A 24,563-nucleotide genomic window follows, 5' to 3' on the forward strand; every position below is an offset into this window, starting at 1 on the left:
GTCACATCCGAAAGACGCCGTAGGAGACCGGTTCCAGCGGAGCGTGGGCGCACACCGAAAGCGCGAGCCCGACAACCGTTCTGGTGTCAGCGGGATCGATGATGCCGTCGTCCCACAGCCGGGCGGTCGAGTAATACGGGTTGCCCTGGTCCTCGTACTGGGCCCGGATGGGCGCTTTGAACGCCTCTTCCTCATCAGCGGACCAGGGCTTGCCGGCGGCGGAGAGTTGCTCGCCGCGCACCGTGGCCAGCACGGAGGCGGCCTGCTCACCGCCCATCACCGAGATCCGGGCATTGGGCCACATCCACAGGAAGCGAGGCGAATACGCCCTCCCGCACATCGAATAGTTGCCCGCGCCGTAAGAGCCGCCGATCACCACGGTCAGCTTCGGAACCCGGGCGCAGGCCACCGCCGTGACCATCTTGGCGCCGTGCTTGGCGATGCCGCCCGCCTCGTAGTCGCGGCCAACCATGAAGCCGGCGATGTTCTGCAGGAACAGCAGCGGGATCCGGCGCTTGTCACAAAGCTCGATGAAATGCGCTCCCTTGACCGCGGATTCGCTGAACAGCACACCGTTGTTGGCGATGATGCCCACCGGGTGGCCGTGGATGCGCGCAAACGCCGTCACCAGCGTCTTGCCGTAATTGGCCTTGAATTCGCTGAATTCGCCGCCGTCGACGAGGCGGACGATGACCTCGTGTACGTCGTAGGGAACCCGCGGGTCGGGAGGCACGACATCGTAAAGCTCGGTCTGCTCGTGTTTGGGCTCGACGGTGCGCCGTATTTCCCATTGCGCGGGTTCGCGCGGTCCGAAGGTCGCCGCGATCGAGCGGACGATCCGCAATGCGTCCTCGTCGTCGTCGGCCAGATGGTCGGTGACGCCGGAGACCCGGGAATGCAGGTCGCCGCCGCCGAGTTCCTCGGCCGTCACTATCTCACCGGTGGCCGCTTTGACCAACGGCGGCCCGCCCAGAAAAATCGTGCCCTGTTCGCGGACGATGACGGCTTCATCGCTCATCGCCGGCACGTAGGCACCGCCCGCCGTGCACGAGCCGAGCACCGCCGCGACTTGCGGAATTCCCTTGGCGCTCATGGTGGCCTGGTTGTAGAAGATCCGGCCGAAGTGCTCACGGTCGGGAAAAACCTCGTCCTGGCGCGGCAGAAAGGCGCCACCAGAGTCGACCAGATAGATGCACGGCAGCAGGTTCTGCAGCGCGACCTCCTGGGCGCGCAGATGCTTCTTCACCGTCATCGGGTAGTAGGTGCCGCCCTTGACCGTAGCGTCGTTGGCAACGATCACGCATTCGCGCCCGGACACCCGGCCGATACCGGTGATGATTCCCGCGCCCGGCGATTCGTCGTCATACATGCCATTGGCGGCCAGCGCAGCCAGTTCCAGGAACGGACTGCCCGGGTCGAGCAAGCGGTCCACCCGTTCGCGCGGCAGCAACTTGCCGCGACTGACATGGCGCTCGCGGGCCCGCTCGTTACCGCCCAGTGCGACCGCGGCCAGCTTGCCGTTCAGTTCGGCGATCAGCCGGCGATGTTCGTCGGCGAACGACGGGGCGATAGTCGTCACTGGTTCGCCAGTTCCGAGATGATCAGGGGCGGTTGAGTTTTCGCAACCACCTCTTCGACCGACACGTCGGTCGCGGTCTCGATCAGGTGCAGTCCGTCGTCGCGGACGTCGATGACCGCGAGTTCGGTGACGATCCGGTTCACGCAACCCACCCCGGTCAACGGCAGCGTGCACCGCTCCAGAATTTTCGGGCTCCCGTCTTTGGCTGCGTGCTCCATCACCACGATCACCTTACGGGCGCCATGAACCAGGTCCATCGCGCCGCCCATGCCCTTGACCATCTTGCCGGGGATCATCCAGTTGGCGAGGTCCCCGGTGGCCGAAACCTGCATGGCGCCAAGGACCGCCACGTCGAGGTGCCCGCCCCGGATCACTCCGAATGAGGTTGACGAGCCGAAGAACGAAGCACCGGGTTGGGTCGTTACGGTCTCCTTGCCGGCGTTGATCAGGTCGGCGTCGACGTCCTCGCGCCGCGGATAAGGTCCGACTCCAAGAATCCCGTTCTCGGAGTGCAGGACGACGTGGACGCCCTCGGGGATGTGGTTAGGAATCAGCGTGGGTATGCCAATGCCGAGGTTGACGTACTGACCGTCCTCGAACTCGCTGGCCACCCGGGCGGCCATCTGGTCTCTCGTCCAAGTCATCTGGCGCCACTCCTCCTCATCGCTGCGCTCTGCATCGTCGTCGGCGCGGTCATCTGGCGCCACTCCTCCTCATCGCTGCGCTCTGCATCGTCGTCGGCGCGGTCATCTGGCGCCACTCCTCCTATATCCTCCGCCGGGCGTCACGCCGGCGTGACACTCGATGCCGAGAGCCACGCTGGCGTGACGCTCGGCGAGAAGAGTCAAAAGACACGTCACGAGCGCACCGTCTCTTTCTCGATGCGCTTCTCCGGATTCGGCACATGCACGACGCGCTGCACGAAGATGCCCGGGGTGTGCACGGTGGCCGGATCGATCTCACCGGGCTCGACAAGATGCTCGACCTCGGCGATGGTGATCCTGCCCGCGGGCGCGCACTCCGGATTGAAGTTTCCGGCCGCGTACCGGTAGACGAGGTTGCCGTGCCGGTCGCCCTTCCAGGCGTGCACCAGTGCGAAGTCGGTGCGGATGCCCCGCTCCAGAACGTAGGTGACGCCGTCGAACTCGCGGGTCTCTTTGGGCGGCGAGACGACCGCGACCTGTCCCGAGGCGTCGTAGCGCCACGGCAGTCCCCCGTCGGCGATCTGGGTGCCCACCCCGGCCGGCGTGTAAAAGCCCGGAATTCCCATGCCGCCGGCGCGCAGCCGTTCGGCCAGCGTGCCCTGCGGGGTCAGTTCGACTTCGAGCTCACCGGACAGGAACTGGCGCGCGAACTCCTTGTTCTCTCCCACGTAGGAGGATATGGTGCGCCGAATTCGCCTGTGCTGCAGCAACACTCCCAAACCGATACCGTCAACGCCGCAGTTGTTGGACACCGTCTCCAAGTCGGTCACACCGCGGTCGGCCAACGCCGCGATGAGCGCTTCCGGAATCCCGCACAGGCCGAATCCCCCGACGGCCAGGGACGACCCGTCGGTTATGTCTGCGACCGCCTCCGCAGCGGTAGCCACAACTTTGTCCATTGGCGCAGGGCCTCCGATTTCAGTTAATAATCATTAACTGGATAGTGAGAATACCATTGCCGCCACTGGTGCGTCCAGGCAGGGGCCGGTCCCAGCAGCGGTTATGCCCGGCCGGCCAGGAATTCGAGCGCCTGCTCGCGCATCTCGGCTTTGCGGACTTTGCCCGTGACGGTCATGGGGAATTCCTCGACGATCCTCAGATAGCGCGGGATCTTGAATTTCGCGATGCGGCCCGCGCAGAAATCCCGCAGGGCTGCGGTGGTCAGCTCCGGGGCGCCATCGCGCAGCTTGATCACCGCCATCAGTTCCTCGCCGTAGCGTTCGTCGGGCACGCCGATCACGTGACCGTCCACGATGTCGGGGTGGGTGAGGAGAAACGCCTCGATCTCGCGGGGCGCGATGTTCTCGCCACCGCGCACCACGATGTCTTTGAGCCGCCCGGTGATCTGCACGTATCCGTGCTCGTCCATCGACGCCAGATCGCCGGTGTGCATCCATCCGTCGGTGTCGATGACCTCCGCGGTCTTCACCTCGTCGTTCCAGTACCCCGACATGACCGAATAGCCGCGCGTGCAGAACTCGCCGGCCACACCGCGCGGAACGGTGGCGCCGGTGCCGGGATCTATCACCTTGATCTCCAGGTGCGGAGCCACCCGGCCGACGGTTCCCACGCGCCGTTCCAACGAATCGTCGGGGCGTGTCTGGGTACTGACGGGTGCCGTCTCGGTCATGCCGTAGCAGATTGAGACCCCGGGCATGTGCATCCGCTCGATCACCTTGCGCATCACCTCCACCGGGCAGACGGCGCCCGCCATGATCCCGGTGCGCAGGGTGTCCAGCTGATAGTCGGCGAAATCCGGCAGACCGAGTTCGGCGATGAACATGGTCGGTACGCCGTACAGGCTCGTGCACCGCTCGGCCTGCACCGCCCGCAGCGTGGCGGCGGGGTCGAAGCTGGATGCCGGGATCACCATGCAGGAGCCGTGGCTGGTGGCCGCCAGATTGCCCAACACCATGCCGAAGCAGTGATAAAAGGGCACCGGGATACAGATGCGGTCGTGTTCGTTGTACCCGAGGGTTCCGCCCACCAGGTATCCGTTGTTGAGGATGTTGCGGTGAGTCAGTGTCACGCCCTTCGGGGATCCCGTTGTGCCCGAGGTGTATTGGATGTTGACCGGATCGCTTGACGCCAGCTGCCGAGCGGTCGAGCCCAGCGCGACCGCGTCCTGCTCGGCGGCGGCCAGCTCGTCCCATCCGTCGGTCCCCATCAGCACGACGGCGCGCAGGTCGGGACATTCCGGGGCCGCCTGCGTCAGCATCTCGGAATAATTCGCGTCCCTGAACCCCGGCGCCGCGACCACCATCACCACACCCGATTGCGCTAAGGCATATGTCAATTCACGCAACTGGTAGGCCGGATTGATGGTGACCAGGATGGCACCGATCTCCGCGGTCGCGTATTGCACGAGCACCCATTCCCAGCGATTGGGCGACCAGATGCCGACCCGATCGCCCTTGCGGATGCCGGCGCGCAACAGCCCCGTTGCGAGGCGGCGCACATCGGTGAGCAGGTCTGCGTAAGTCCAGCGCCGCCCCGCAGCGACATCCACGAGCGCATCGCGGTGCCCGAAAGACGTTGCGGTGCCTGCCAGGTTGGCGCCGATGGTCGATTCGAGCAACGGGGGCGCGCTCGGGCCGTGTTCGTAAGAAAGCGTCACGGTTCCTCCGGCCGGTGCGTCGATGCTACGTTAGTGACGATTAACCGAGATGTCCAGGAGGCCGTCATGGCAGCGTCCGCACAGGACCGCGATCACGGCCGGCCCGAGCCGCCAAATCGCCGCAGCCAGTTGAAGTCCGACCGGCGTCTGCAACTGCTGGCGGCCGCCGAGCGCCTGTTCGCCGAGCGCGGTTTCCTTGCGGTGCGATTGGAGGACATCGGCGCCGCCGCCGGCGTCAGCGGTCCGGCGATCTACCGGCACTTCCCCAACAAGGAGTCGCTGCTGGTCGAGTTGCTGGTGGGGATCAGCGCCAACCTGCTCGCCGGGGCGCGTGCGGTCGCGGACCGCGGTGCTGATGCCGCCGCGACACTGGACGGACTTATCGACTTTCATCTCGACTTCGCGTTGGGCGAACCCGATCTCATCCGGATTCAGGACCGCGATCTTGCGCACCTACCCGCGTCCGCCGAGCGTCAGGTGCGCAAGGCGCAGCGGCAGTACGTCGAGATCTGGGTGAGTGTGTTGCGCAAGCTGAACCCCCAACTCGCCGAAGCCGATGCCCGCCTGATGGCGCACGCGGTATTCGGCTTGCTGAACTCGACCCCGCACAGCATGAAAGCGGCCGACGCCAAGCCGGCGCGGGCGGTGCGCTCCCGCGCTGTGATGCGGGCCATGACCATCGCCGCGCTCAGCGCCGGCGAACTCTGAGTACAGGCAAGCTGAGCACTCGCCAAACGGGTCCCGGACCGATGCCTTGTACCCTGCGAAGTGGACATGAACGATCCACAGCGACCCCAGCAATTCGGCCCCCCTCAACCGGGGTCTGATTCGGCGTGGTCGCACGACTATTCCGATTCACCCCCCATCGACTACCCGGCTTATGCCGATCAGATGCCGTACGCCAGCTACGGCGGCGGCGGTTCCCCCTGGGCGCCCGGCGCATATCAACCAAACCCCACCCAGCAATTACCGCCTGAGTACTGGCAGCAGGACCAGCAGCGCGCGGATGACCTGTCCGGCGAGCCCCCACCGCCACCACGCTCTCCGCGCTGGCTGTGGTTCGTGGCCGGCGCCTCGGTGCTGCTGGTGATCGGTTTGGTGATCGCGTTGGTCATCGTGAACGTGTCGAGAAAACAGCAGACCGCGATCGAGCCACTGCCCCCGATGCCCGGGCCCACGACGACCTATGTACCCCCGACGACCAGGACATCACCGCCCTCGACTACCCGCAGGCCGCCGCGGACCACGACGACCGAACCGAGCACAACGGCCCCGCCCGGGTCCCCCACCTCGCCGGGAACCATGCAGACCGTGGTCTACACGGTCACTGGGGAGGGTCGGGCCATCAGCGTCATGTACTTGGACACCGGCGACCTGATCCAGACCGAGTTCAACGTGGCACTGCCCTGGAGCAAGCAGGTCAGCCTGTCGACGTCGACCCCGCATCCGGCGAGCGTCACGATCGTCAACATCGGCCACAATGTCACCTGCTCGGTGACGGTGGCCGGCGTTCAGGTGCGGCAGCGCACCGGGCAGGGGTTAACCATTTGCGACGCCCCGCTTTGATTCGGGCGGCACCCGCACCACCAGCATCGCCAGCAACCCGAGCAGCAGCACGACGCAGATTCCGCCCAGACCGGCCCGGACAGCGTTGAACACGTCGACAAAGACCGAGAACAGCCACGGCGCCAGGAACGCGACCGCCCGACCCGTCATCGTGTAGAGGCCGAAGGCCACGCCCTCCTTGCCGTGCTGGGCCATGCGCAGCAGCAGTGCGCGCGCCGAGGACTGCGACGGTCCGATGAACAGGCACAGCAGCAGTCCGCAGGCCCAGAAGGCGAGTGGGCCCGACAGCACCATCATGGCGACCCCGGCGGCGAGGATCGCCGACAAGGAAAAGACGATGACCGGCTTGGAACCGACCCGGTGATCGGCGAACCCGCCGATGATTGCTCCGATGGCCGCCACCACGCTCGCGGCCACCCCGAAGATCAGTACATCGGCCCGGTTGAGTCCGTACACCTCCACCCCCAGCACGGCGCCGAAGGCGAATATCGCGGCCAAGCCGTCCCGGAAGATGGCGCTGGCGACCAGGAAGTAGACGAGGTTTCGGTCACGACGCCACTCGGAGGTGACGTCGGCCCATAGCTTTCGGTAAGCACCCTGACCGCTGCGGCGGGTGACCGTGCGCGCGCCCGGCAGCCGGTGGGCGACCAACAACACGGGCAATCCCAGAATCGCCAGCCAGGCCGCGGCCAACAGCATCGCGGCGCGGACGTTCACACCGTCGGCGGTCGGCAGGTGCAGCAACCCGCGGGTGTCGCCGTCACCGGTCATAAAGCCGAGGTAGACCAGGATCAGCAATAGAACGCTGCCCACATAGCCCGCCGCCCAGCCGAAGCCGGAGATGCGGCCGGCGTTCTGCGGCGTCGATAGCTGCCGCAGCATCGCGTTGTAGGGGACGCTGGCCAGGTCGCCGCATGCCGCCGTGCCGGCCAGCAGCGCCAGTCCGGCGAAGAAGTAGCGCGAGTCGTCGCGGATCAGCGACATCGCACAGGTCAGCGCGACCGCGAGGCCGGTCAGCAGACCGAGCGCCAGCCGTCGACGATGCGGAGACTCCACCCACACGCCGACCACGGGGGCCAGCAGCGCGATGGTGATCCCTGCGATGGCACCGGCCCGCCCCAGCCAGCTTTCCGGAGTGGCACCCAACGGTGTGCCCACCCCCACGCTGCTGGTCAGGTAGACCGAGAACACGAACGTCGCGGCGATCGCGTTCAGCCCGGTCGAACCGCAGTCCCACAGCGCCCATGCGACTATCCGCGACGGCGAAGTGCTTTCCGGCGGGTGTTCGGCCGCGTCTCGCCGAGATTGAATTTCTGCAGCCGTGGACTCGGCCTTTGCCTGCCAGGTTTCAGTTTCGAGGGATTCCGCACCGCCGGCGCCTGTGTCGGGGGACTCCGGCTCGCTCATGGTCGGCACTCTATGTGTTTTCCCAGCGACCCGCTGCGAACTGCTGTCCCGCAAGGGGTGTCTACGATCGTCGTCATGCCGATACCTGCCCCCAGCCCGGACGCGCGCGCTGTTGTCACCGGAGCGTCGCAAAACATCGGCGAGGCGCTGGCCACCGAGCTCGCCGCGCGGGGCCACAGTCTGATCATCACCGCGCGGCGCGAGGAGCTGCTCAATGGCCTCGCCGCCCGGCTGTCGGACAAGTACCGGGTAACTGTCGAGGTACGCCCTGCCGACCTTGCCGACCCCACCGAGCGCGGCAAGTTGTGCGAGGAACTGACAGCGCGGGAGATCTCAATCCTGTGCGCCAACGCGGGCACCGCGACGTTCGGTGCCGTTGCCGACCTCGACCCGGCCGGCGAGAAGGCCCAGGTGCAGTTGAATGCCATTGCGGTGCACGACCTTACGCTGGCGGTCCTACCCGGAATGGTCGCGCGCAAGGCCGGCGGCATCCTGATTTCCGGTTCGGCGGCGGGCAATTCACCGATTCCCTACAACGCGACTTACGCGGCGACGAAGGCGTTTGCGAACACCTTCAGCGAATCGCTGCGCGGCGAGGTCCGGAAATCCGGGGTACACGTCACGCTGCTGGCACCCGGCCCGGTGCGCACCGACCTGCCCGAAGGCGACGAGAGGTCGCTGGTGGAGAAGTTGGTGCCCGATTTCCTGTGGATCTCGACCGAGCACACCGCCCAGGTTTCCCTGGATGCGTTGGAACGCAACAAGATGCGCGTCGTTCCCGGGGTGACCTCCAAGGCGATGTCGGTGGCGAGCGGGTATGCACCCCGGGCCATCGTGGCGCCGATCGTGGGTGCGTTCTACAAGAAGCTCGGCGGCGGGTAGCAGCTACTTTCGGCGGCGCCGACCGGTGCCGAAGATGCCGCGCACCGCTTCGCGTATTGCTGTGTTGATGCCGCTTTTCACGGTGGGATTCTTCAGCACTTCCTCCCACACCGGGGGCCCCTTCGGCTCGGCGGGCGCCGGCATGGGCGGTACCTCGTCGTATGTCGGCACGGGCGGGTAGTCGGAGCTCGGCGCCGACGGCGGTTGCGTTGCGGGAACCTCGTCGGGCGACGGAGACGTCCGGCCGTATGTCTTCTGCAGCCGACTGGATTTGGCGGCTGCGGTCACCGCGTCGGCGCCGATCGCGGCCATCAACGAACGAGGCACCCGCATGCGCGTCCAGGCGACCGGCGTCGGCGCCCCCTTCTCGGACAGCACGGTCACGACGGCCTCGCCGATGCCCAGCGAGGTGAGCGCCGACTCCAGGTCGTACACATCGGTTTTGGGATAGGTGCGCACCGTCTTGCTCAGCGCCTTCTGGTCGTCCGGGGTGAATGCCCGCAACGCGTGCTGAATCCGCGCACCCAGCTGCGACAGCACGTCATTGGGCAGGTCGGTGGGCAGCTGCGTGCAGAAGAACACGCCCACACCCTTGGAGCGGATGAGTTTGACGGTCTGCTCGACCTGCTCGAGGAAGGCCTTCGACGCATCGGTGAACAGCAGGTGCGCTTCGTCGAAGAAGAACACCAGCTTGGGTTTGTCGATGTCACCGACCTCGGGCAGCTGTGCGAAAAGGTCGGCCAGCAACCACATCAGGAAGGTCGAGAAGATGACCGGACGCAGCGACTGACCGCTGAACTCGAGCAGCGAGATGACCCCGTGGCCCTGGTCGTCGGTGTAGAGCAGATCGTTCGGGTCGAGCTTGGGCTCGCCGAAAAATGTGTCACCGCCCTCGCCGGCAAGATTCACCAGCGCGCGCAAGATGACCCCGGCGGTGGTGGAAGACACTCCGCCCAGGGATTTCAGATCGGCTTTGCCCTCGTCGCTGGTGAGGTGGCCGATCACAGTCCGCAGATTCTGCAAAGTCACCAGCGGGCGGCCGTTCTGTTTCGCCCAATGGAAGATCAGACCGAGCGTCGACTCTTGAGTAGCGTTGAGTCCCAATACTTTTGACAGAAGGACCGGGCCGAAGCTTTCGACGGTGGCGCGTACCGGCACCCCGACCCCGCCGGTGCCGAGCGAGAGGAACTCGACCGGGAAGCCGGTGGGCTCCCAGTTGTCGCCGGTGTCCTTAGCGCGGGCGGCGGTTTTGTCGTTGCCCTCCCCTGGCCGCGCCAGGCCCGACAGGTCACCCTTGACGTCGGCCATGAAGACCGGGACGCCCGCAGCGCTGAGTTGCTCGGCGATCAGCTGCAACGTCTTGGTCTTCCCGGTCCCGGTGGCTCCGGCCACCAGACCGTGACGGTTGATGGTGGCCAGCGGGATGCGGATCTGCGCGGTCGGGTCGACGTCCCCGTCGACGACGACCGTGCCCAGTTCCAGCGCCTGACCTTGGACGGCATAACCCGCCGCGATGCCTTTGGCGGCGTCTGATTTGGTGCTCATCAGTTCCCCTTGCTGTATGGCAAACATCACCCTACTTGCCAGGGGGTGCACCAGCGGGGCCTGACGTGGGCTTACGCTTGGGCGCTGTGCGGGACGAATTGGTGTGGATCGACTGCGAGATGACCGGGCTGGATCTGGGGTCGGACAAGCTGATCGAGATTGCCGCCCTGGTCACCGATGCCGATCTGAACATCTTGGGCGACGGAATCGATGTCGTGATCCACGCCGAGGAAGCCGACTTGACCTCGATGATCGACGTCGTCGCGCAGATGCACGCGCGTTCGGGGCTGACGAACGAGGTCAGGGCGTCGACCGTCGACCTCGAAACCGCCGAGGCGATGGTCCTCGAATACATCAGCAAGCACGTCAAACAGCCCAAGACCGCGCCGTTGGCGGGCAATTCGATCGCCACCGATCGGTCCTTCATCGCCCGTGACATGCCGGCCCTGGACTCGTTTCTGCACTACCGGATGATCGATGTCAGTTCCATCAAAGAACTGTGCCGGCGCTGGTACCCGCGCATCTACTTCGGGCAGCCGCCCAAAGGCCTGGCGCACCGCGCGCTGGCCGATATCCACGAGTCGATCCGGGAGCTGCAGTACTACCGGCGAACGGCGTTCGTGCCCCCGCCCGGGCCCTCTACCAGTGAAATCGCCGCCGTGGTCACCGATCTTCAGGGTGAAACCGAAGCCGCGGAGGTTATCGATTCGGCCGACGAGCGCCCAAGCGGTTAGTATCGACGTCGCCGTTCGTTAGCCCGCTCTTCTGAGGCTGTCTGGCGGCCATGGTGGCTGTAGTTCAGTTGGTAGAGCACCAGGTTGTGATCCTGGATGTCGCGGGTTCGAGCCCCGTCAGCCACCCCAGGTATGGGCATCGCTCCATCTGCGATGCGAGTAGGGCGGCGGCGTCGACAGCTTCGCAACCCGCAGCGCCTACCGAGTGCGCGCCTTGGGCAACGCCGCAGTCTCGACGGACAAGTCGGGATGGCAAGGTGGCGGGGTGAACAGACTGCAGCGCGAAGGCGGCGTCACGCTCGCCTATCAGGTGCACAACCCGCAGGGCCAGGGAATCCCGATTTTGCTGACGCACGGTTTCGGCGCGACCGCGGGCATGTGGCACCGCAATATCGATGCGTTGAGCGTCGACCGGCCGGTCATCGTCTGGGACCAGCGCGGCCACGGCAGCAGCGACGCCCCCGAGGAGATGGACCGCTACAGCGAACAGATCAGCGTCGCCGACATGGCGGCGATACTCGATGCCGCGGGCGCCGAGCGGGCAGTCATCGGAGGAATGTCGTTGGGCGGCTACCTATCACTGGCCTTCCACCTCGTGCACCCGCAGCGGGTCGCGGGGCTGGTGCTGGTCGACACCGGGCCCGGCTACCGCAACGACGAAGCGCGAGACAAATGGAACGCCTGGGTCGAACGAACCGCCCAGCGATTCGAGCGCGGCGAGGGTTCAGCGAGTCGCTCGGCGGAAGTAGCGCAGGCAGTGCATGAACACCCGGAGGGTCTCCCCCGCGCCGCGCGCGGCGTCATGGCGCAGAAAGACGCCCGCGTCATCGCATCGCTCGACAGCGTCGCGGTGCCCACCTTGGTGGTCGTCGGTGGTGACGACACCGACTTCCTGGCCGGCGCCGACTACATGGCTCGCCACATCGCCAACTCCCGCAAGGTAGTCCTCGCCGACGCGGGGCATGCCGCGAATCTCGACCAGCCCGAAGCGTTCAACGCCGCCGTGCGCGAGTTCCTGGCACAGTTGTGACCAATCCTGTTGCGACGCCGGTTATTCGAATCCGGCCAGCGTGATTCGCAACGCCTGTTCCATATAGACGTGCATGGGTTCTTCCGGTTCTGCTTCTGCGGTCAGCCAGCGGTCGATGACGAATTTCACGGTGGCCAAGCTCGTATGCACGAGTAGCGCAGGACGGACGTCGACGCCTGGGTCAACGCCCATCCGGGACGCCACGTGCTCGACGAACTTGCGTTGATCGGCTTCACGGATCAGGGTCGACTTGCTCAGCAGATGCGGGGCCGTCGCGACCGCTCGCTGCCAGGTGTCGAGGTGATTGACCTCGCCGGCTTCCCTGGCGTGGGCGACGAACAGTTGTATGAGCACTTCGACCGCCGATTCGCCGGCCGGTCTGGCGCTGAAGGCATCGAGCATCTCGCTGATGGTCTCGCGGACCGGATCGACCAGCAGACCCTCTTTGGTGGGTGCGTGCCGGAAGTAGGTGCTGATCGAGATGCCGGCCGCGGCGGCGATGTCTTCGGTCGTCACGGCATCGAATCCGCGCTCGGCGAAAAGCTCGTAAGCGGTGTGCTGGATTAGTGAGAGCAATTCAGCGCGACGCCGGTCCCGAAGCGACTCAATGTTTGCTGAGGGCATGCGATCACCTTCGCGAGTCCGACAGGCCGAGCAGGTTGCGCGATCCAAAGATGGTCGTAAGTGAGTGACTCTACACTATTGAAAGTGCCTATCAAGTAGGCTAGCGTGATACCGCAAAACTGATTGAGCTGCAGGGTTGCGGAATCGTGGCGTTTGGACGTGGCGAAAGTCGCTCGATGACACTCGGCAAAATCCGCTCGGCGCTCACGAAGCAACCGGTGGGGAGAGCGCCCGATGAGATCGGTTTCCGGTACGCGATGAACTCCAGATCGTTTGCTCAACCGTTCCTCGGTTCCGTTTGATATGACCTTGCACCAAGAACCTGTCGTGCGCGACGAACGCTCGGACGACGGCGTCAACGCGATCAAGGATTGGGGTGTCGGCTACGTCGACCGCCACCCGCTGGCGTCGCTGCGGACGGTCGGCGAACAATTCGTCCTGGGCATCCGCACAATCCAGTACTTCTTCATCGATCTCTTCACCGGCCGGTTCCAGTGGCAGGAATTCGTCCGCCAGGGCGCATTCATGGCGGGGACGGCCGTTCTGCCGACGATCCTGGTTTCGCTCCCGATCAGCGTCACCCTGTCAATCCAGTTCGCGCTGCTCGCCGGGCAGGTTGGGGCCACCTCGCTGGCCGGCGCGGCCAGCGGACTCGCGGTCATCCGGCAGGGCGCGTCGCTGGTTGCCGCGGTTCTGATGGCGGCCGCCGTCGGCTCCGCCATCACCGCCGACCTGGGTTCCCGAACGATGCGCGAGGAAACCGACGCCATGGAGGTGATGGGCGTCTCGGTGATTCGCCGCCTCGTGGTGCCACGCTTTGCCGCGGCGATCATGATCGGCGTCGCACTCACCGGCGTGGTGTGCTTTGTCGGGTTCTTCGCCAGCTACATGTTCAACGTCTACTTCCAAGACGGGGCGCCGGGCAGCTTCGTGTCCACGTTCGCGTCGTTCGCCACCACCGGCGACATGATCCTGGCACTGCTGAAGGCCATCATCTTCGGCGCGATCGTCGCGATCGTGTCCAGCCAGAAGGGACTGTCCACCAAGGGCGGTCCCACCGGCGTGGCCAACTCGGTGAATGCCGCAGTAGTGGAATCGATTCTGCTGCTGATGATCGTCAACGTCGCCATCAGCCAGCTCTACATCATGCTGTCTCCGAGGACCGGTTTGTGACGTGACGGCCTCCCCCTACCTACCGCTGGCGCCGCTGACCACGCGCTTGATGCGCATGTACCGGCGCGGCACCAAACCGATCAGTCGCCTCGGCCACATGCTGGTCTTCTTCGTGCGGGCGCTGGTGGCGATACCGCTCACGCTGCGCCAGTACAACGGCGAGTTCCTGCGCCTGCTGTCCAACATCACCTGGGGCAACGGCTCGATCGTGGTGGGCGGCGGCACCGCCGGCGTCGCGGTGGTGCTCGGCATGACGGTCGGCGCCCTGGTCGGCATCGAGGGATACAACTTTCTGGACCTGCTGGGCCTGGGACCGGCGACCGGGTTCGTATCGTCGTTGGTCAACACCCGCGAGTTGGCTCCGCTGATGGCCGCCATGGCGTTCGCGATGCAGGGCGGTTGCCGCTTCACCGCACAACTCGGCTCGATGCGCATCGCCGAAGAGATCGATGCCATGGAATCCATTGCGATCAGGCCGATTCCCTATTTGGTCACCACCCGGCTGATCGCTTCGGTGATGGCCATGATTCCGCTCTACGCCGCCTGCCTCGCGATCGGATATCTGACCACTCAGGTGGTGGTGCAGATCAGCAGCGGTGGCTCATCCGGGTCGTACCTGCATTACTTCTCGTTGATGCTGGCCGGTAAGGACATCGTCTATTCGTTGTTCAAAGCCATCATCTTCGTGTGGATCGCCTCTACCATCCAGTGCTACTACGGCTTTTACGCCAGCGGCGGTCCCGAAGGGGTGGGAGTGGCTGCGGGGCACGGGATGCGGGCCAGCATCACGGTCATGATCATGGTCAACATGCTGCTGACCATGGCGCTGTGGGGGGTCGACGCCGGCGCAAGGTTCGGTGGTTAGGTTGAGGCCGCAACCCAATTCCTTCGACGTCGACGGGCGCGGCCCATCCGACCGGCAACTTTTCGGTTGTGGTGTCGCGGTGGCGATGGTGGCGGCCCTGGTCACCGTGGGTCTGTTGTACAAGTCCACTGGCCGGCTCAATGAATACGTCCGGGTGATCGCCGATCTGGTCAACGTGGGTGACGGCCTGCCACAAAAATCCGATGTCAAGTATCACGGCGTGCTGGTCGGCATGGTCAACGACGTGGTACCGGCCGCTCATGGCAACCCCAACTATGTGCACATCGACCTCAAACCCGAATACGCCAAGTCCATTCCGGCCGCGGTGACCGCACGCGTGGTGCCCAGCAATGTGTTCGCGGTCTCCTCCGTGCAGCTGGTCGGCAACGGGCCCGGAGCGGCCATCCGGTCGGGTGCGCACATTCACGAAGACACCCAACTACCGACGGTCCTGTTCCAGACCACTATCAGCAAGCTGCGGGACCTGCTCGCCGCCACCGGGCGCGGCCGCGAGGACCGATCCGTTGGCATTCTGGCTGCGCTCAACGCTGCAACCGACAACCGGCGCACCAAACTGCTCGGCAGCGCGGCTCAACTGAATCGCCTTATCGATCAACTGAATTCGATCGTCAGCACCGACACCGGCCCGTCGACGGTGGCTGCGCTGGTGGAGGCCACACGAGGGTTACAGGCCACCGCACCCGAGCTGCTCGATGCGTTGCACGAGGCCGTCGAGCCGATGCAGACCTTCGCTGAGACGCGGGGACAACTGGCTTCGCTGCTTTCCGGTGCCGACTACACGGTTGACACCACGCACCAGTCGTTCAGCAATCACATCGACCAGTTGGTCCGGATCTCCACCGAACTCACTCCGGTCGTCGGGGTGCTTGCCCTCAGGTCGAACAACTTCGTTCCTGCGGTGGCCAAGCTGGACAACCTGGCGAAGAAGTTCATGGAGGAAGTGTGGATGCCCGAACTGGGGGTCGGCCACATGCGCGCACGATTGTCCTTCACGCAGACATTCGCCTACAGCCGCGCCGACTGCCCACGCTACGGCGAATTGAAGGGGCCGAGCTGTTACACCGCACCGCTGGTCCCCAACAAGCCCGACCTGCCCGACGTGCTGCTGCCGCAGAACTACCAGCCGCCCAAGGATCTGGCGCCACCACCGGGGACGGTGGTCGGGCCCGACGCCCGACGACCCGGACCCCTCACCACCCGCCCACGGGCCAGTACCGCCACCCCCGCTGCTGGGTCCCCCGGCAGCGGGATCGGTCGTCACCCCTTCATCATTCGGCGGCAACGTCGGACCCGTCGGCAGCCAATATGAACGAGACCTGTTGGGCGTCATCAGCGGCCGGCCCGCCACGGTAGCCACCGAACTGCTGCTGGGTCCGGTGGCCCGGGGAACCACGGTGTCGCTGACCCCCTCGAACGGGGGACCCCGATGAAGTTTCGCGGACCTCTGATCGGCCTGACCCTCTTCATGATCGTGGCCGTGACGTTGACGTGGCTGGTGTATGTGAGCCTGCGGCGGGACGTGGGGGGGAAGACTTCGCCCTATACGGCGATGTTCACCGACGTCTACGGGCTTCGGGAGGGTGACGACGTCCGAGTCGCCGGGGTACGGGTCGGTCGCGTCGAAAAGGTCGAGCTGGACGGACGATTCGCGAAAGTGACGTTCGTTCTGCAACAGGAACAGCGGGTATTCGGCAACACCGTCGCGTCGGTGACCTACCAGAACATCGTCGGCCAGCGATACCTTGGTCTGTCGCTGGGGCATGAGGGCAGCAACGCCCAACTCCCGCCCGGCAGCACCATTCCCCTGGAACGCACCGAGCCCTCCTTCGACGTCACCGCCCTGCTCAACGGTTACGAACCGCTGTTCAGCTTGCTCAATCCCCGCGACGCCGACAACCTCACCAAAGGCGTACTCGAATCGCTGCAGGGTGACACCTCGTCACTGGCCACCCTGGTCAGCCAGACATCCACGCTCACCGAGACTTTCGCGGGACGGGATCAGGCGCTGGGCGATGTGATCACCAACCTGAACAAGGTGGTAGTCAATCTCGCCGCGCAGAACGACGATCTCGACGGCGTCCTCACCCAGACCCGCGATGTGGTCGCCGCCCTCAACCAGCGGCGCCCGGAGCTGGTGTCCTCGGTCGGCGCGATGTCCCGGATGATGACCCACCTGGCCAACGCCGCACGCGAGGACTACCCGGCGATTCGCGAGTTCATCGATCGTCGGCCCGGTGTCACCCGGCACCTGCTCGACGTCGAACCGCAGGTGGCGTTCTTCGGCGACAACGTTCCGCTGGTCCTCAAAGGCTTGATCCGCGTTGGCAATCAGGGCGCGTACGGCAACGCCTACGCATGCGATGTGAACATATTCGGATTCTTCCCCGGCCTCAACGACGTGGTGCCGATCATCGTCAACGCCGCGACGCCGGGCAACAAAGCGATGCATACTCCCCGATGCAGGAACGTGGGAGGTAACTGATCCCATGGCCGATACGTCCCGACGGCAGCGGCTGAGGAAACGGCCGCTCGAGAGCTACAACAAGACATGGCTGGGGTTCAGTGCCTGCGCGGTGGTCGCGGTGCTGATCGGGGCCATGCTCTTGGTCCACGCGCTCGGTGCCGGGTACCGGCATTACACCGCGGAGTTCCTGCAGGCGGCCTCGCTGCGGCCGGGGAACCCGATCACCGTGGCGGGCATACCGGTCGGCGAAGTGACGAGCATGAAGTTGGACGGCGACCATGTCGAGGCCGGCCTGAAGATCCGCAACGACGTGGTGCTGGGTAGGGATTCCAAGGCTTCGATCAAGGTCACCACCATCCTGGGCTCGCGCTACCTCGCTTTGGAGCCGAACGGTTCGGGCTCCCTGGCTAACAACACCTTCGACCTGGCCCACACCGAGGTCCCCTATGACCTGCAGGCCGCTTTGCACGACGCCACAACCACTTTCGAGCAGGTCGACTCCGACAGGTTCGCCCAATCACTGGCCGTGCTGGGAAAGCAGCTCGAGAAACTGCCCCCGGTCGTGCCGCAGGCGATGGCGAACATCGACTCACTGTCGTCGATCATCGCCCAACGCCGTGACCAACTCGGCCAGCTGCTCAAGAGCACCGAGCAGGTCACCAATACGTTGCGCCGCCAGCAGGCCAACATCGGCAGTGTGGTCAATCAGGCTCAGCAGCTGCTTGGTGAATTCGCCGCGCGCCGCGCTGTTTTCCACGCGATGATGCAGTCCTTGACCAGCCTGGTGGACAACATGAATCAGATCGTGGTCAACGACCGCGCCGGCGTCGATGCGCTTCTCAAAGACATGCGCGAATTCACCGACATGGTGGCCAAACACGACGATTTGGTGGGCAACGTGTTGCAGGCCACTCCGATCTTCGCGCGGGAGGCGACCAACCTCACCGGCGACGCGAACGCGGTCAGCTTCAACCTGCCGAGCTCCCTGCTCATCGACTCGTGGATGTGTGCGATCAGCGGCCGGGCTCAGCAGTTCGGCATGATCCCCTATTACAAGGACTGCAAATGAGAGCCCGGATCATCGCCGTCGTTGCGATCGTGGCCTCGGTGGTCACCGCGGTCGGGGTCGGCTGGTGGTATCTCGCCGGCCGAAAAGACCCGATCACCATTACAGCGCAATTCGACAGCGCCTCGGGCCTTTACGAGGGCAACGTGGTGGCGATCCTGGGCATGCCCGTCGGCAAGGTCATCCATATCAGCCCCAAGGGCGGCTACGTCGAGGTCCAGTTCACCGTCGACCGCGATGTCAAGGTCCCAGCGGATGTCCAAGCGGTCACCGTGTCGACGTCGATCCTCACCGACCGCCAGATCGAACTCACACCGCCCTACCGGGGCGGCCCGACATTGGCGAATCACGACACCATCGGCCTGACCCGGACCAAGACTCCGGTCGAATTCAGCCGTGTCCTGGCGGTTTTGGATCGGGTGACGAAGTCACTCGAGGGCGACGGGCATGGTGCCGGACCGATCGCCGACGTGCTCAACGGTGGCACCGAGGTGGTCAACGGCAACGGCGCCAAGATCAAGGGCGCGCTCGACGAGCTGTCCCGAGCGCTGCGGTTGAGCAGCGACGGCGGTGCCCAGACCCGCGGCCAGATCACCACGATCATCAAGAACATGAGCTCGCTGTTCGCGGCCGCCGCCGACAACGACGGCAAGCTACGCGAATTCGCCTCCACCATCCATCAGGTCAGTCAGATCCTGGCCGACGAGGACATCGGCGGCGGCAGCACCGGCCGGAAACTCGACCAGTTGGTCCAGCGCGCCGGCGACCTCCTCGACGCCAACCGCGACGTCATCCGGCAAGCCCTGCTGAACGGCAACACGGTGGCCAAGACTCTGGTCGACCACCGCCGCGACTTGGCCGAAACCCTCGATCTTGCGCCCCTGCTGGCCGACAACGCCTACAACATGGTGGACCGCGAAAACGGCGCGGTCCGCGCCCACTTCCTCACCGACCGCATGATTTTCGACAGCCAGCTCACCAAAGAGGTCTGCAACCTGATGGGGCTGCGACAGCTGGGGTGCAGCACCGGAACGGTGCAGGATTTCGGGCCGGACTTCGGATTGACCTACGTGCTGGACGGCTTGGCAGCGATGGGACAGAAATGAGGGCCAAGCGAATGCGAGTCCGCGGCAAGGCCGTAGCCGCGGTCGCGGCCGCGGCGGTGCTCAGCTCGGCCTGCGCCACCAACGGCCTTGCCAGCCTGCCCCTTCCGGCACCCGGCCTGGGCTCGGGCGGCTACATGCTGACCGCGGTTTTCTCCAACGCCCTCAACCTGCCGATGAACGCCAAGGTGAAACTGGCCGGGGCCGACGTCGGCCAGGTGGAGTCGATGGTCGCGCGCAACTACACCGCCATCACCACCCTGCGCATCCGCGACGGCGTCCTATTGCCCCGAGGAAGTACCGCCGAACTACGCACCGCAACACCGCTCGGCGACGTGTTCGTGTCGTTGCGGCCACCGGCGGAGACCTCCCCGAGCACACCACTACTGAAAAACGGCGACACCATCGATCTGGACTCGACGGCCGCGGCCGCCACCGTGGAGTCGGTGCTGAGCTCGGCGGCGATCCTGGTCAACGGCGGGGCGGTCCGCAACTTCACCAACATCATCAACGGATTCGGCAAAGCCACCGGCGACCAGGGTCACGCCTTCGGTGATTTGATCCGCAAATCCAATCAGCTGCTCGGCACCATGGATGCCCGGTCGGCACAGATCTCCAACGCGCTGACCGAATTATCGCGCCTCAGTGGGGAACTCGACGCCAAGAATCAGACCTTGAGCGACCTGATGGCGGCCGCCAACCCGGCGATGGCCGCGCTGTCCGACAACACCAACGAGCTATCGAACCTGCTCATCCAGGTCGGTGACACCAGCCGGGTGCTTTCCCGGTTCCCGTCGCTCAATGGAACCGACACCAGTGGGAGAAGTGTCATCCGTGACCTGAATACCCTCGCCGGCGCCGCCAACGACGTGGCGATAAGCCCGGAAACCAGTTGGCTTCCGCTCAACCGGATGATGCCCGCACTGATCAAATCGACCTCCGGCGCCGCCATTTCCGTGCACGTGGGCGTCGACCAACTGGTGCTGGGCTCAATCCCGGACATCGGATTTCCCGGTGACCGAGGCCTGCACGGACCGACCAGATTCACCTGGAACGAGATGATCGGCTCGCTCAAGTACACGTTGTGGCGCCTGCAGGAACGCATCGTCGGCCGCGGCCCCAACTCGCCTCAGGTCCCGGTGATTCCGGACCCGAATGTCCCGGGCGGCATCCTCATCGCCCCCGGGCCGACGTCACCGGGACCACCGCCGTGATCAATTCGCTTGCAGCACATGTTGTCCGCACGGTGCGGGCCGCGCATCGACGCCAGGTATGGCTGTCGGTGGCTGGGCTCGTGCTCACCTTGGTCGTGGCCACCACCTACCTGCTGATCGGTGCGCTGCGGGTGGCGCCGTTCGCGACGTCCTACCGAGTGACGGTGCAACTGATCGAATCCGGTGGCCTGCTCCCGAATCAGGACGTCGCCCTGCGTGGAGTGCGGATCGGACGCGTCGAGTCGCTGCAGATCACCGATCGAGGCGTGAACGCCATAGCGAGTATCTCGTCAAGGGTACGGATCCCGACGAACAGCGTGGCGCGCGTATCGGCGCTGTCGCCGGCCGGTGAGCAGTACATCAACTTTGAGGCGCAATCCGACGCCGGACCTTACCTGCACGACGGCAGCTTCATCGGGCTCGACCACACCGGCGTTCCGGTCAGCCTGGCCCAACTGCTCGGTGATGCCGACGGGCTGCTGGCACAGGTCGATCCGCACAAGATCGAGCTGATCAAGAAAGAGCTGAGCCTGAGCAAGGAAGGGCCGAACAAGTTGGCCGCCATCGTGGATGGCGGAACCATGTTGCTCTCGACGCTCGATTCGGTGCTGCCCGAAACCACCAGCATCCTGCGGACCAGCCGCGTCGTGCTGACGCTGGCGGCCGACAAGAACGCCGGGCTGGCCGCCACCACCACCGACCTCAACCGCACCCTGGCCGGGGTGGCCCGGATGCAGGCCGGTTACCGCCGGCTGACGGCCCAGACGCCGCAATCGCTTTCGGCCATCGACAACCTGTTCGCCGACAATTCCGAGACCATGGTGCAGCTGCTGGGCAGCCTGGCCACCGCCTCGCAGCTGCTCTACCTGCGGGTGCCGGCTCTCAACGCGCTCTTCCCCAATTACCGCGGATCAACCCTGGACGCCGTCGCCAGCGCCTTCCACGACCACGGGGTGTGGGCCACAGCCGAACTTTATCCACGCTACGCATGTGACTACGGAACACCCACGCACCCACCCTCGGCCGCCGACTATTACGAACCGTTCATGTACACCTACTGCCGCGACGACGACCCCGGGGTGGGAATCCGCTCGGCCAAGAACGCGCCGCGACCCGCCGGCGACGACACCGCCGGCCCACCACCCGGAGCCGACCTCGGACGGCGCACCGACCCGACACCGCAGGGCCGCTTCACGGTTCCCACGCCATACGGCGGCCCGCAGCTGCCCATCGAACCACCGCACTAATCCAATTCGCTCAAGGAGATGATTGTGGTCGCTACCACCGAGCAAGACCTCGACACCGAAGAGGACGGTGCCACAGTCGAAGACGCCGTCAGCGCCGACGACCTGGACATCGAAGCCACGGAGGCGGCCGACGACACCGAGGCCGCCGAAGTCACCGAGGCTGTGGCGGACGAAGACGACGAGGACGACGGGCCGCTGCTCGGTAAGCGCGACAAAGCGAAAGCCAAGCGACCCGGACGACCCTGGGGCCGGTACCTGCGTCGCAGCGTGCTGCCGCTGTTACTCGTCGCCTCGCTTGCGCTTTCAGGCTTCCTCGGCTGGAAGTTGTGGCAACAGCATCAGATACAGGTGGCCGGCGAGCAGGCACAGCAAGCGGCGGTCAAATACGCGCAGATCCTGACCAGCATCGACTCAAACAACGTCGACGAAAACTTCCGGCAAGTGCTTGACGGCGCCACCGGGGAGTTCAAGGACATGTACACCCAGTCCAGCGTGCAGCTGCGGCAGCTGCTGATCGACAACAAGGCCACCGCACACGGCGTGATAGTCGATTCCGCCATCGCCTCCGAGACCACGAACAAGGTTGTGGTGCTGGTCTTCATCGACCAGACGGTGACCAACATGGCCGTGCCGGATCCGCGCATCGATCGCAGCAGGATCAAGATGACGATGGAGAAAGTGGACGGACGCTGGCGGGCCAGCAAAGTCCAGCTGCTGTGAGGGGCAGGCCATGATCAGCAGACTTCTGGCAACCGGATTGCTGGCTGCCGCAAGCACAATCAACGCAGCGGCAGGTGTGGGCATCGCCCACGCCTCGGCCGAGTCGTTCTGCGGGGAACTCGGTGGCGGCTGGGACGGTCAGTACTGCCACACCGCGGTGACCTCTCAACGCAATGCGGTGCGCGACATCAAAGTCGCCGTGCCCGTCGATCTCGTCGACAACCCGACCGCGGGTCCGGTGATCCGCGATTACCTGCGCACCCTGGTGGGCAATTGGCGAAACGCCAACGCGCTCATGGCCGCTGACAGCTACGGCGAGGAGAACTACCAGATCTTCCAGCACGGCAACCTACTGAGCGCAGTCTTTCACGAGGACTACCATGCCGATGGGCCCAAGCCGAATAACGCCTACCGCACCTTCACGTTCGACATGGCCGGGGGCCGGCGGGTCCAATTGGCCGACCTGACCAACGGCAACCCGCTGACTGCCATCCCCCCGCCGGCGCAGCCCTTCATCGAAGCCGCACTGAACCAGGCAGCTCCCCCGCACGACCCGGGGACATACCCGTTCGTCGTGGACCGCTGGACGCCCGACAAGGTGTATTCCGGGGCCTACCGCGCCTGGGCGCTGACCCCTGATGAGCTGATTCTCTACATGCCCGACTACCCGGTCGGACATGACGAACCGGTCAACTTCTCACCGGGCCTGCCGCAGTGGTTCATGGACGGCGGCACGGTCGAGGCGCACATCCCGCTGTCGGCACTGGGTTCCGTGCTGCGGGTTTAGGACGAGTTGGCGTTACCCGCGCGCCACTGATCCCAGGGGATGTTCCAGTCGCCGAGGCCGTCCGTCCCGGGCAGGATGCTTCCCACCGTGTTGACGATCTCGACAACGTCACCGCGCTTGCTGTGGTCGTAGAACCACACGGCGTTGCTCGGGCTCACGTTCAGGCAGCCGTGGCTGGTGTTGGAGTGGCCCTGAGCGCCCACCGACCAGGGTGCAGAGTGCACAAAGATGCCGCTGTAGGAAATCTGCGTGGCCCAGTCGACATCGGTGCGATAGCCGTTCGGCGAGTTGACCGGTACGCCATAGGTCGAGGAGTCCATGATGATGTGCTTGAACCGCCCGCCGACGATATAGACGCCGTTGTTCGTCGGCGTGCTGTCCTTGCCCATCGACGTCGGCATGGTCTTGACGACCTCACCGTTGATTCGCACCGTGATGATCTTGGTGTTGTCGTCCACGGTCGCGATCATCTCGTCACCGATGGTGAAGTGCAGGTTGACGTTGTCCTCGCCGAACATCCCTTCACCGAGGTCGACCCCGTAGGTGTTCACCGCCACGTCGACGGTGGTTCCCGGTTTCCAGTAATGCTCTGGGCGCCAGCGCACTTCGCGCCTGTTCAGCCAGTAGAAGGCGCCTTCGACGGGCGGGTTGGTGGTGATCTTGATGGCCTTCTCGGCGGCGACGCGGTCGGCGATGTTCTCGTCGAAGCGGATCGCGACCGGTTGCCCGACGCCGACCACCTCGCCGTCGCTGGGCACGACGTAGGGCATCGTCAGGTGCGCCGGTGAGCTGGTCTGAAAGGTCATCTGCCGGGTCGCCGCGCCGCCCAACCCCGTCGCCTTGGCGCTCAGCGTGTAGCGCCGGTTGTAGCCGAGCTGTTCGGTGGTCTGCCAGTGCAAGCCGTCCGGGCTGAGCTGCCCGGCGATCTGGCGACCGTTGTCGTTGACCATGGTGACCGAGGCCAGCACGCCGTCGGCGACCGTCACCGTCACCGGAGCGTCCACGGTGACCCCGACCGCGCCGTCGCTGACCGACGCGCTGAGCTTGGGGACGAGCAGGTCGGCAAACGGCGTGCCCTTGTTTTCGATCACCTTGGCAGCAACCGGCGTGCCGCCGCCGCTGCTACAGGCGACTCCGCACACAGCAACCAGGACCATGGCCACAGCCAGCCATGATCGACGTCTGCGCAAAGGCGCCATCAAGTGACCTTCCACA

Annotated in this window: 22 protein-coding genes, 1 tRNA gene and 1 pseudogene; 16 read left to right on the forward strand and 8 right to left on the reverse strand. The window is 65.2% G+C overall.

Going from position 1 to position 24,563, the window contains the following annotated elements; translation table 11 throughout:
• Window position 1: 1 nt before the first annotated feature.
• From A5645_RS13365 to A5645_RS13380, 4 genes are all read right to left on the reverse strand, one after another.
• Entirely contained in the window at window positions 2–1,579 is a 1,578-nt protein-coding gene (locus A5645_RS13365; protein ID WP_065129837.1) for a carboxyl transferase domain-containing protein, read from the reverse strand.
• On the reverse strand, window positions 1,576–2,223 hold the full coding sequence (locus tag A5645_RS13370) for a CoA transferase subunit B (protein WP_065037052.1): 648 nt from the start codon (window positions 2,221–2,223) through the stop codon (window positions 1,576–1,578). Before A5645_RS13370 ends, A5645_RS13365 begins: the two co-directional genes overlap by 4 nt.
• Window positions 2,224–2,435: 212 nt before the next feature.
• Complete coding sequence (locus A5645_RS13375) at window positions 2,436–3,182, reverse strand: CoA transferase subunit A (RefSeq protein ID WP_065037026.1); 747 nt, start codon at window positions 3,180–3,182, stop codon at window positions 2,436–2,438.
• Between the two features lie 101 nt (window positions 3,183–3,283).
• Window positions 3,284–4,924 carry an AMP-binding protein gene (locus A5645_RS13380; RefSeq protein ID WP_065129838.1) on the reverse strand — a complete coding sequence of 547 codons (1,641 nt, stop codon included), beginning with the start codon at window positions 4,922–4,924 and terminating at the stop codon, window positions 3,284–3,286.
• A 42-nt stretch (window positions 4,925–4,966) separates the two neighbouring features.
• Here A5645_RS13380 and A5645_RS13385 point away from each other — a divergent pair, with 42 nt between their 5' ends.
• The gene (locus A5645_RS13385; RefSeq protein WP_065129839.1) at window positions 4,967–5,608 is read left to right on the forward strand and encodes an SACE_7040 family transcriptional regulator; all 642 of its coding nucleotides are present in this window, start codon (window positions 4,967–4,969) and stop codon (window positions 5,606–5,608) included.
• Between the two features lie 66 nt (window positions 5,609–5,674).
• Complete coding sequence (locus tag A5645_RS13390; RefSeq protein ID WP_065129840.1) at window positions 5,675–6,466, forward strand: MmpS family transport accessory protein; 792 nt, start codon at window positions 5,675–5,677, stop codon at window positions 6,464–6,466.
• Here A5645_RS13390 and A5645_RS13395 read toward each other — a convergent pair.
• Window positions 6,440–7,873, reverse strand: coding sequence for an MFS transporter (locus A5645_RS13395; protein ID WP_081288335.1), 1,434 nt, complete (start codon window positions 7,871–7,873; stop codon window positions 6,440–6,442). The two genes, A5645_RS13390 and A5645_RS13395, sit on opposite strands and share 27 nt — an antisense overlap.
• A 75-nt stretch (window positions 7,874–7,948) precedes the next feature.
• On the opposite strand from A5645_RS13395, the gene cmrA reads away from it, so the two are divergent.
• A complete protein-coding gene (gene cmrA, locus A5645_RS13400) occupies window positions 7,949–8,755 on the forward strand; it encodes a mycolate reductase (protein WP_065129841.1) in 807 nt (268 codons plus the stop codon).
• 3 nt (window positions 8,756–8,758) lie between these two features.
• On the opposite strand, the gene A5645_RS13405 is transcribed toward cmrA, so the two are convergent.
• Window positions 8,759–10,300 carry a helicase HerA-like domain-containing protein gene (locus A5645_RS13405; RefSeq protein ID WP_065129842.1) on the reverse strand — a complete coding sequence of 514 codons (1,542 nt, stop codon included), beginning with the start codon at window positions 10,298–10,300 and terminating at the stop codon, window positions 8,759–8,761.
• Window positions 10,301–10,386: 86 nt separating this feature from the next.
• Between A5645_RS13405 and orn the strand changes: the two genes are divergently transcribed.
• From orn to A5645_RS13420, 3 genes are all read left to right on the forward strand, one after another.
• Window positions 10,387–11,034, forward strand: coding sequence for an oligoribonuclease (gene orn / locus A5645_RS13410; RefSeq protein ID WP_065129843.1), 648 nt, complete (start codon window positions 10,387–10,389; stop codon window positions 11,032–11,034).
• Between the two features lie 53 nt (window positions 11,035–11,087).
• A tRNA-His gene (locus A5645_RS13415) sits at window positions 11,088–11,163 on the forward strand.
• A gap of 136 nt (window positions 11,164–11,299) precedes the next feature.
• Window positions 11,300–12,064 (forward strand): alpha/beta fold hydrolase, encoded by a 765-nt coding sequence (locus A5645_RS13420; protein ID WP_065129889.1) that lies wholly within the window; start codon window positions 11,300–11,302, stop codon window positions 12,062–12,064.
• Between the two features lie 21 nt (window positions 12,065–12,085).
• Here A5645_RS13420 and A5645_RS13425 read toward each other — a convergent pair whose 3' ends face one another.
• Window positions 12,086–12,688, reverse strand: coding sequence for a TetR/AcrR family transcriptional regulator (locus A5645_RS13425; RefSeq protein ID WP_065037040.1), 603 nt, complete (start codon window positions 12,686–12,688; stop codon window positions 12,086–12,088).
• A 327-nt stretch (window positions 12,689–13,015) separates the two neighbouring features.
• Between A5645_RS13425 and A5645_RS13430 the strand changes: the two genes are divergently transcribed.
• The 10 genes and pseudogenes from A5645_RS13430 (at window position 13,016) to A5645_RS13475 (ending at window position 23,348) form a co-directional block, all read left to right on the forward strand.
• Window positions 13,016–13,861 carry an MlaE family ABC transporter permease gene (locus A5645_RS13430; protein ID WP_436405495.1) on the forward strand — a complete coding sequence of 282 codons (846 nt, stop codon included), beginning with the start codon at window positions 13,016–13,018 and terminating at the stop codon, window positions 13,859–13,861.
• 1 nt (window position 13,862) lies between these two features.
• Window positions 13,863–14,726 (forward strand): MlaE family ABC transporter permease, encoded by an 864-nt coding sequence (locus tag A5645_RS13435; RefSeq protein ID WP_065037042.1) that lies wholly within the window; start codon window positions 13,863–13,865, stop codon window positions 14,724–14,726.
• A 112-nt stretch (window positions 14,727–14,838) separates the two neighbouring features.
• A pseudogene (locus A5645_RS13440) lies at window positions 14,839–16,177 on the forward strand (MlaD family protein).
• Complete coding sequence (locus A5645_RS13445; protein WP_065129845.1) at window positions 16,174–17,229, forward strand: MCE family protein; 1,056 nt, start codon at window positions 16,174–16,176, stop codon at window positions 17,227–17,229. The pseudogene A5645_RS13440 and the gene A5645_RS13445 overlap by 4 nt, the downstream one beginning before the upstream one ends.
• Window positions 17,230–17,233: 4 nt before the next feature.
• Window positions 17,234–18,280 carry an MlaD family protein gene (locus A5645_RS13450; protein ID WP_065038418.1) on the forward strand — a complete coding sequence of 349 codons (1,047 nt, stop codon included), beginning with the start codon at window positions 17,234–17,236 and terminating at the stop codon, window positions 18,278–18,280.
• Window positions 18,277–19,383: an MCE family protein gene (locus A5645_RS13455; protein ID WP_065129846.1), complete on the forward strand. Its 1,107-nt coding sequence runs from the start codon at window positions 18,277–18,279 to the stop codon at window positions 19,381–19,383. Before A5645_RS13450 ends, A5645_RS13455 begins: the two co-directional genes overlap by 4 nt.
• A gap of 11 nt (window positions 19,384–19,394) precedes the next feature.
• Entirely contained in the window at window positions 19,395–20,594 is a 1,200-nt protein-coding gene (locus tag A5645_RS13460) for an MCE family protein (RefSeq protein ID WP_065129847.1), read from the forward strand.
• A complete protein-coding gene (locus A5645_RS13465; RefSeq protein WP_065129848.1) occupies window positions 20,591–21,841 on the forward strand; it encodes an MlaD family protein in 1,251 nt (416 codons plus the stop codon). The genes A5645_RS13460 and A5645_RS13465 overlap by 4 nt, the downstream gene beginning before the upstream one ends.
• Before the next feature lie 18 nt (window positions 21,842–21,859).
• Window positions 21,860–22,561 carry an Rv1363c family protein gene (locus A5645_RS13470; protein ID WP_065129849.1) on the forward strand — a complete coding sequence of 234 codons (702 nt, stop codon included), beginning with the start codon at window positions 21,860–21,862 and terminating at the stop codon, window positions 22,559–22,561.
• 10 nt (window positions 22,562–22,571) lie between these two features.
• Window positions 22,572–23,348, forward strand: a complete 777-nt coding sequence (locus tag A5645_RS13475; RefSeq protein ID WP_065129850.1) for a mannan-binding family protein — start codon at window positions 22,572–22,574, stop codon at window positions 23,346–23,348.
• Here the strand turns inward: A5645_RS13475 and A5645_RS13480 are convergent.
• Entirely contained in the window at window positions 23,345–24,547 is a 1,203-nt protein-coding gene (locus A5645_RS13480) for a L,D-transpeptidase (RefSeq protein WP_065038412.1), read from the reverse strand. The genes A5645_RS13475 and A5645_RS13480 overlap by 4 nt on opposite strands.
• Between the last annotated feature and the right edge of the window lie 16 nt (window positions 24,548–24,563).

It is taken from the genome of Mycobacterium asiaticum (assembly GCF_001673635.1).
Lineage (GTDB): Bacteria > Actinomycetota > Actinomycetes > Mycobacteriales > Mycobacteriaceae > Mycobacterium > Mycobacterium asiaticum_C.

Excerpts from the sequence above, each read along its gene's own strand:
- A5645_RS13480 (WP_065038412.1), bottom strand. The coding sequence starts at position 24,547 with ATGGCGCCTTTGCGCAGACGTCGATCATGGCTGGCTGTGGCCATGGTC.
- A5645_RS13475 (WP_065129850.1), top strand. The coding sequence starts at position 22,572 with ATGATCAGCAGACTTCTGGCAACCGGATTGCTGGCTGCCGCAAGCACA.
- A5645_RS13445 (WP_065129845.1), top strand. The coding sequence starts at position 16,174 with ATGAAGTTTCGCGGACCTCTGATCGGCCTGACCCTCTTCATGATCGTG.
- A5645_RS13385 (WP_065129839.1), top strand. The coding sequence starts at position 4,967 with ATGGCAGCGTCCGCACAGGACCGCGATCACGGCCGGCCCGAGCCGCCA.
- A5645_RS13425 (WP_065037040.1), bottom strand. The coding sequence starts at position 12,688 with ATGCCCTCAGCAAACATTGAGTCGCTTCGGGACCGGCGTCGCGCTGAA.
- cmrA (WP_065129841.1), top strand. The coding sequence starts at position 7,949 with ATGCCGATACCTGCCCCCAGCCCGGACGCGCGCGCTGTTGTCACCGGA.
- A5645_RS13370 (WP_065037052.1), bottom strand. The coding sequence starts at position 2,223 with ATGACTTGGACGAGAGACCAGATGGCCGCCCGGGTGGCCAGCGAGTTC.
- A5645_RS13405 (WP_065129842.1), bottom strand. The coding sequence starts at position 10,300 with ATGAGCACCAAATCAGACGCCGCCAAAGGCATCGCGGCGGGTTATGCC.
- A5645_RS13470 (WP_065129849.1), top strand. The coding sequence starts at position 21,860 with ATGATTGTGGTCGCTACCACCGAGCAAGACCTCGACACCGAAGAGGAC.
- A5645_RS13395 (WP_081288335.1), bottom strand. The coding sequence starts at position 7,873 with ATGAGCGAGCCGGAGTCCCCCGACACAGGCGCCGGCGGTGCGGAATCC.
- A5645_RS13455 (WP_065129846.1), top strand. The coding sequence starts at position 18,277 with ATGAGAGCCCGGATCATCGCCGTCGTTGCGATCGTGGCCTCGGTGGTC.
- A5645_RS13450 (WP_065038418.1), top strand. The coding sequence starts at position 17,234 with ATGGCCGATACGTCCCGACGGCAGCGGCTGAGGAAACGGCCGCTCGAG.
- A5645_RS13460 (WP_065129847.1), top strand. The coding sequence starts at position 19,395 with ATGCGAGTCCGCGGCAAGGCCGTAGCCGCGGTCGCGGCCGCGGCGGTG.
- A5645_RS13390 (WP_065129840.1), top strand. The coding sequence starts at position 5,675 with ATGAACGATCCACAGCGACCCCAGCAATTCGGCCCCCCTCAACCGGGG.
- A5645_RS13375 (WP_065037026.1), bottom strand. The coding sequence starts at position 3,182 with ATGGACAAAGTTGTGGCTACCGCTGCGGAGGCGGTCGCAGACATAACC.